We start from the raw sequence: 4,865 nt of genomic DNA, 5'->3' as shown, positions 1-4,865 counted from the left end.
GAGCACTTCGTCTCCGATGACGGTTTTGTGTTTGTTCACACCGTCGTAATTGGCGATAATGGTGCCTGCGCCGAAATTGGTTTTCCGGCCGACTTCGGCATCGCCGATATAGGTCAGGTGGCTGGCTTTGGTACCTTGCCCGATGCTGGCATTTTTCACTTCGACAAAGTTGCCGATGTGCACATCGTCGGCCAATACCGCATTCGGGCGCAGGCGGGTATATGGGCCGATGTGGTTGTTGACGCCGACTTCGCAGTCTTCCAGATGTGAAAACGGGGCAATTTTGCTGCCTGCGCCGATTTTGGCATTTTTAATCACGCAATTTGCGCCGATTTCCACGTTATCGCCGATTTCGACATCACCTTCGATGACCACGTTGATATCAATTGCCACATCTTGACCGTGTTTCAGACGGCCTCTCAAATCAAAACGGGCGGGGTCGCGCAGGGTTAGACCTGCTTTGAGCAATTCTTGTGCCTGTCCGGTTTGGAAAATGCGTTCCAATTCGGCCAGTTGCACTTTGTTGTTGACGCCTGCTGCCAGATGGCTGGCGCGCACTTGTACGGGATGTACGGTGATGCCGTCTGAATTAGCCGAGGCAATCAGGTCGGTCAGGTAATATTCGCCTTGTGCGTTGTCGCTGCTCAAGCTGTTTAGCCAGTCTTTGAGCTTGGCATTAGGCAGCACCAAAATACCGGTATTGGTTTCTTTGACAGCTTTTTGCGCGGCATCGGCATCTTTTTCTTCGACAATCGCCACCACTTTTCCGCCTTCGCGGATAATGCGGCCATAGCCTGTGGGGTTGTCCAATACATCGGTCAGTAGGCCGACTTCGTCCCCGGCAGCTTCCAGCAGGGTTTCCAAGGTAGCGGTGTCGGTCAGAGGCACATCGCCGTAAAGCACTAAGGTGCGGCCTTCGATGGGCAGGTGTGGCAAGGCGGTTTTCACAGCGTGACCGGTACCGAGCTGCTCGGTTTGTTCTACCCAAACCACATCGCGTTTCACTTTTTCCAAAACCTGCTCCTTACCGTGGCCGATGACGACGCAGATGTTTTGCGGATTCAGCGTAGCGGCCACGTCAATCACACGGGTAACCATCGGTTTGCCACCGACTTCGTGCAGTACTTTGGGCATTTTCGAATACATACGGGTGCCTTTGCCCGCCGCAAGAATCACGATATGTAAAGGTGTTTGGTTCATTGTTGCTTTCCATTCGGGTATGAACGATTGAATATGGAAGACCGTCTGAAACGAGAAATGTGTTTCCAGTCGGTATTAAGGGTTTACTCGGTTTCGGCCGGATTGCTTCTGCTTGGTTTCACACCCCATGTGGTACCCTGAACGGCTTGGTGATGCTTCATTTCAGGCTTTACGGCGTGTTGTTCCGGGCGGTATTGGTTGTAATTCATGTTGCGCGAATAAGAGCCGTCTTGATAGTAAATGCGGGCGCCCTTTTCATATTTTTGGCGCAGCGCGGTACTACCGTCGGCTTTTTGGTAGGTTTCCCATGTGCAGCCCGCCAGGGCGGTGAGTGCCAAAACCATCGCTAAGTAACGCATGTCTTTTTTTCCTTGTTTAGAATATCCGCTATTGTAATGAATTTATATTCGGAATCATAGGTTTTTGCACATTTCAGACGGCTTCGAGCCAGCCTTGTTGCGCTGCCCACATTTCCAGCACGGCCATGTCGTGCGCGGCACAATCAACAAAAGGTAAATCGTGGGCTTTGTGGCTGAACCATACGGTCTGCATGCCCAGTTGTTTGGCGGTGTAAAGGTTATCTGCGTTATCGTCTACCATAATGCAATTTTGCGGTGTTTTTTCAAGTCGTTGGCAGACAGCCAGATAGGCTTGACGGTTGGGCTTGTAAAGGAAACCGAAATCGTCGGTGCCGGCCAGTAAGTCGAAATGGTCGCGGATCTGCAAGTGTTCGGTGACTGCCTGCACATAAAACGACGGTCCGTTAGAGAACACGGCTTTGCACCCTTTCAGCCGGCCTAAAAGGGTTTGGGTTCGTTCGATGGGCATTAATTTTTCTAAAATTTGCGACATCGGATGGCTTTTGACCAGAAATTCGACAATATCGACTTCGGGATGGTGAATTTGCAAACCGGCCAAAGTTGCACCATAGCGATGCCAATAGTCTTCGCGGATGGCGGACGCATCGTCGCGGGAAAGATTCAAGCGGCCTGCCAGATAGTCGGTCATGGCGTGGTTGATTAACAGGAAAACACCGGCATCGGCGTTGTGCAGTGTGTTGTCGAGATCGAAAAGCCAAACAGGCGGATTCATGGCGGCCTCGCGGTGAAAAATGCTTATGATGGCAGCTTACCGCCGCACGGGCAACCGCCCGTGCGCATTTGACAAGTCGCAGCACGCAAAACAACAGCCAAACAATCATTTAAGCGGTAATATTTAATATGTTAAAATATTGTCGATCACACATGCAGGGCGAGACCTTTGCAAAATTCCCGTTTTGGGTATATTTCTCCACGCCGCGCTTCTCGAACACTTGTCTATCCGGGTAATATGCCTGCGTGCTCTCCGATGTCGGTGCTTTAAACGGTGCTCAAATCCGGGATTTCGCAAAGGTCTCAGCTTCATTTTTTACTTTTTCCGACATGGTCGGATTGCACACAGGCAAAGAAACTGTTTTAAGGCAGCGTAATTCGTTATTTTGTTTTGTTTTTTTTTTTAAATACGCAAACAATGAATGACTTGGGATCTGTTTCAGAATCCGGACAGACGGTATATAAAGACGATGCACATGATTAAAGCTGCTTTTGTTAAAGAGGCTTTACGTTGATTAAAATACCCTTTTCATGGGGCGCAGTATATAAGGCCGTCTGAAGCCGTTTATTTTTCAGACGGCCTTTTTATTCTGAATGGATTCGAGCCACACCCTGATTGGTTTTTATACCTTATTCAAAAAAGAAATCCTGCGCTTTTGGAAGGTCGGTCTGCAGACTTTGGGCGCGCCCATGCTCACCGCGCTTTTGTATCAGCTGATTTTCGCCCACACCATCGGCCGCTATGCCGAAGCCTTGCCTGATGTGGTATATAACGCGTTTCTGATTCTTGGATTGGCGATGACGAGTATGGCACAAAATGCGTTTAACCAATGTATTGAGCAGCCTGATTCAGCCACGCCTGTCGGGTAATCTGGTGTTTATCCTGCTGCCGCCGTTATCCGACCTTGCCTTTTTCGGCGCATATGTCGGTGCAGCAGGGAGGGGGCCGCGGCTTGTTGGTCGGTTTGACATAGTGGTAGTGACAGTGCCGTTCGGCCTGCCTGCGCCGCACGATATCGGCCGGATTGTGGTGTTTGGGTTGTTGGGCTCGGTAATGATGGCGATACTCGGTTTGGTGGCGGGCATTGTCGCCGGAAAATCCGACCAGCTTGCCATGTTCCAAACTTTCCTCATCATGCCGCTGATGTTTTTGTCGGGCGTGCTTTATTCCATCAACAGCATGCCTGAATTTTGGCGCACGGCCAACTGTTTCAATCCGGTGTTTTACATGATTGACGGTTTCCGCTACGGCTTTTTTGGCATGAATGATATCTTACCCTGGCTGTCGCTGGCAGTGGTCGGTGGTTCAGTAACGGCAGTGGGTGTGCTGGTGTTGGCGGTGCTGCATTCAGGCTGGAAACTGTGCCGTTGAGCGTTAAGGTTTATTGAGGCCGTCTGAAAGATTAAACCAATGATTAAATAAGGATATGCCATGAATTTTGATAATTTGGATTTTGAACAGCTCTTCAGCTTGAAAGGCTGGGAACGCTTGGCGGAAAATGGTATGGATTTCGGCTTGAATCTGTTGGCTGCTGTGGCGATTTTCATTATCGGCCGTTGGTTGACGACATATATCGTGAAGCTGATGAAAGCCGCCTTGACGCGTGCCAAAGTGGATTTGACCTTGGTGAGTTTTTTAGGCAACGTTGCCAACATCGGTATGCTGATTATGGTGATTATCGCTGCGCTGGGCAAACTGGGCGTGCCGACTACTTCGGTCACTGCCTTAGTCGGCGGTGCAGGCTTGGCGATTGCTTTGTCGCTGAAAGACCAATTATCCAACTTTGCTGCCGGTGCGCTGATTATTTTGTTCCGCCCGTTTAAGGTGGGCGACTACATTAAAGTCAACGGCTTTGAAGGCTATGTGCGTGAAATCAAAATGGTGCAGACTTCGCTGCGCACATATGCCAATGAAGAAGTGGTGCTGCCTAACAGTGTGGTGATGAGTAACAGCATCACCAACAAATCTTCCCTGCCACAATGGCGTGCGCAGGTGATTGTCGGGGTGGATTATGCCTGTGATTTGAAAACCGCCAAAACTGCGGTGTTGAAAGCGGCGACCGGGCATCCGAAATGCATCCAAACTGAAAAACCAGCCACGGTGCAGGTGACCAATCTGGGGGACAACGCAATTGAAATCACCCTGTGGGCATGGACGACCGAAGCTGACTGGTGGAGCCTTCAATGCGATCTGAACGAACAGGTGGTGGAAAACCTGCGTGAAGTGAAAATCAACATTCCGTTTCCGCAACGTGATGTGCACATTGTTTCACAACCGGCGGCCAACGATGTGGAAAGTGCGTAAACATGTCAGAACAGGTTGTAAAGGCGAGGCTGCTGGCTGAGAAGGAAAGACCTGGTAGACGGCTTTCCCTGTTTTACTTAATTTAAGGGGCTGTATTGGACTAGCAGTTATGCTACCCTTTAAAAATGAAGATAACAAACTATAAATTATCAAAAAAGTACAAAAGAAACGCATTGAATTTTTTGTACCAGAAGTTACCGCCCGCGCAGCTGCCAATTTATTAGACATCCCCCCGATTCGGCAGCATTGTTTTACCGTAAAATCCGCCA

General features: G+C 49.7%; 4 protein-coding genes and 2 pseudogenes. 3 read left to right on the top strand and 3 right to left on the bottom strand.

The window, feature by feature from the left end; all coding sequences use genetic code 11:
- From glmU to C7N83_RS13015, 3 genes are all read right to left on the bottom strand, one after another.
- Nucleotides 1–1,200 (bottom strand): bifunctional UDP-N-acetylglucosamine diphosphorylase/glucosamine-1-phosphate N-acetyltransferase GlmU (gene glmU, locus C7N83_RS13025; RefSeq protein WP_106743156.1); only part of this gene is annotated, 1,200 nt, incomplete at its 3' end.
- An 83-nt stretch (nt 1,201–1,283) separates the two neighbouring features.
- Nucleotides 1,284–1,559, bottom strand: coding sequence for a spore cortex protein (locus C7N83_RS13020; RefSeq protein WP_106743155.1), 276 nt, complete (start codon nt 1,557–1,559; stop codon nt 1,284–1,286).
- Between the two features lie 73 nt (nt 1,560–1,632).
- Nucleotides 1,633–2,292: a pyrimidine 5'-nucleotidase gene (locus tag C7N83_RS13015; RefSeq protein ID WP_106743153.1), complete on the bottom strand. Its 660-nt coding sequence runs from the start codon at nt 2,290–2,292 to the stop codon at nt 1,633–1,635.
- A 593-nt stretch (nt 2,293–2,885) separates the two neighbouring features.
- Here C7N83_RS13015 and C7N83_RS13010 point away from each other — a divergent pair.
- The 3 genes and pseudogenes from C7N83_RS13010 to C7N83_RS13000 all read left to right on the top strand — a co-directional run.
- Nucleotides 2,886–3,663 (top strand): annotated as a pseudogene (locus tag C7N83_RS13010) (ABC transporter permease).
- 60 nt (nt 3,664–3,723) lie between these two features.
- Entirely contained in the window at nt 3,724–4,596 is an 873-nt protein-coding gene (locus tag C7N83_RS13005) for a mechanosensitive ion channel family protein (RefSeq protein ID WP_106743152.1), read from the top strand.
- 125 nt (nt 4,597–4,721) lie between these two features.
- A pseudogene (locus C7N83_RS13000) lies at nt 4,722–4,865 on the top strand (IS1595 family transposase); the annotation flags it as partial.

This window comes from Neisseria iguanae (assembly GCF_003013245.1).
GTDB lineage: Bacteria > Pseudomonadota > Gammaproteobacteria > Burkholderiales > Neisseriaceae > Neisseria > Neisseria iguanae.
The sequence above is the reverse complement of the archived record's forward strand: the minus strand, read 5'-3'. Positions and strand labels throughout refer to the sequence as shown.

What these genes read in the sequence shown, in the direction of transcription:
- C7N83_RS13020 (WP_106743155.1), bottom strand. Translation starts at nt 1,559, where the DNA reads ATGCGTTACTTAGCGATGGTTTTGGCACTCACCGCCCTGGCGGGCTGC.
- C7N83_RS13015 (WP_106743153.1), bottom strand. Translation starts at nt 2,292, where the DNA reads ATGAATCCGCCTGTTTGGCTTTTCGATCTCGACAACACACTGCACAAC.
- C7N83_RS13005 (WP_106743152.1), top strand. Translation starts at nt 3,724, where the DNA reads ATGAATTTTGATAATTTGGATTTTGAACAGCTCTTCAGCTTGAAAGGC.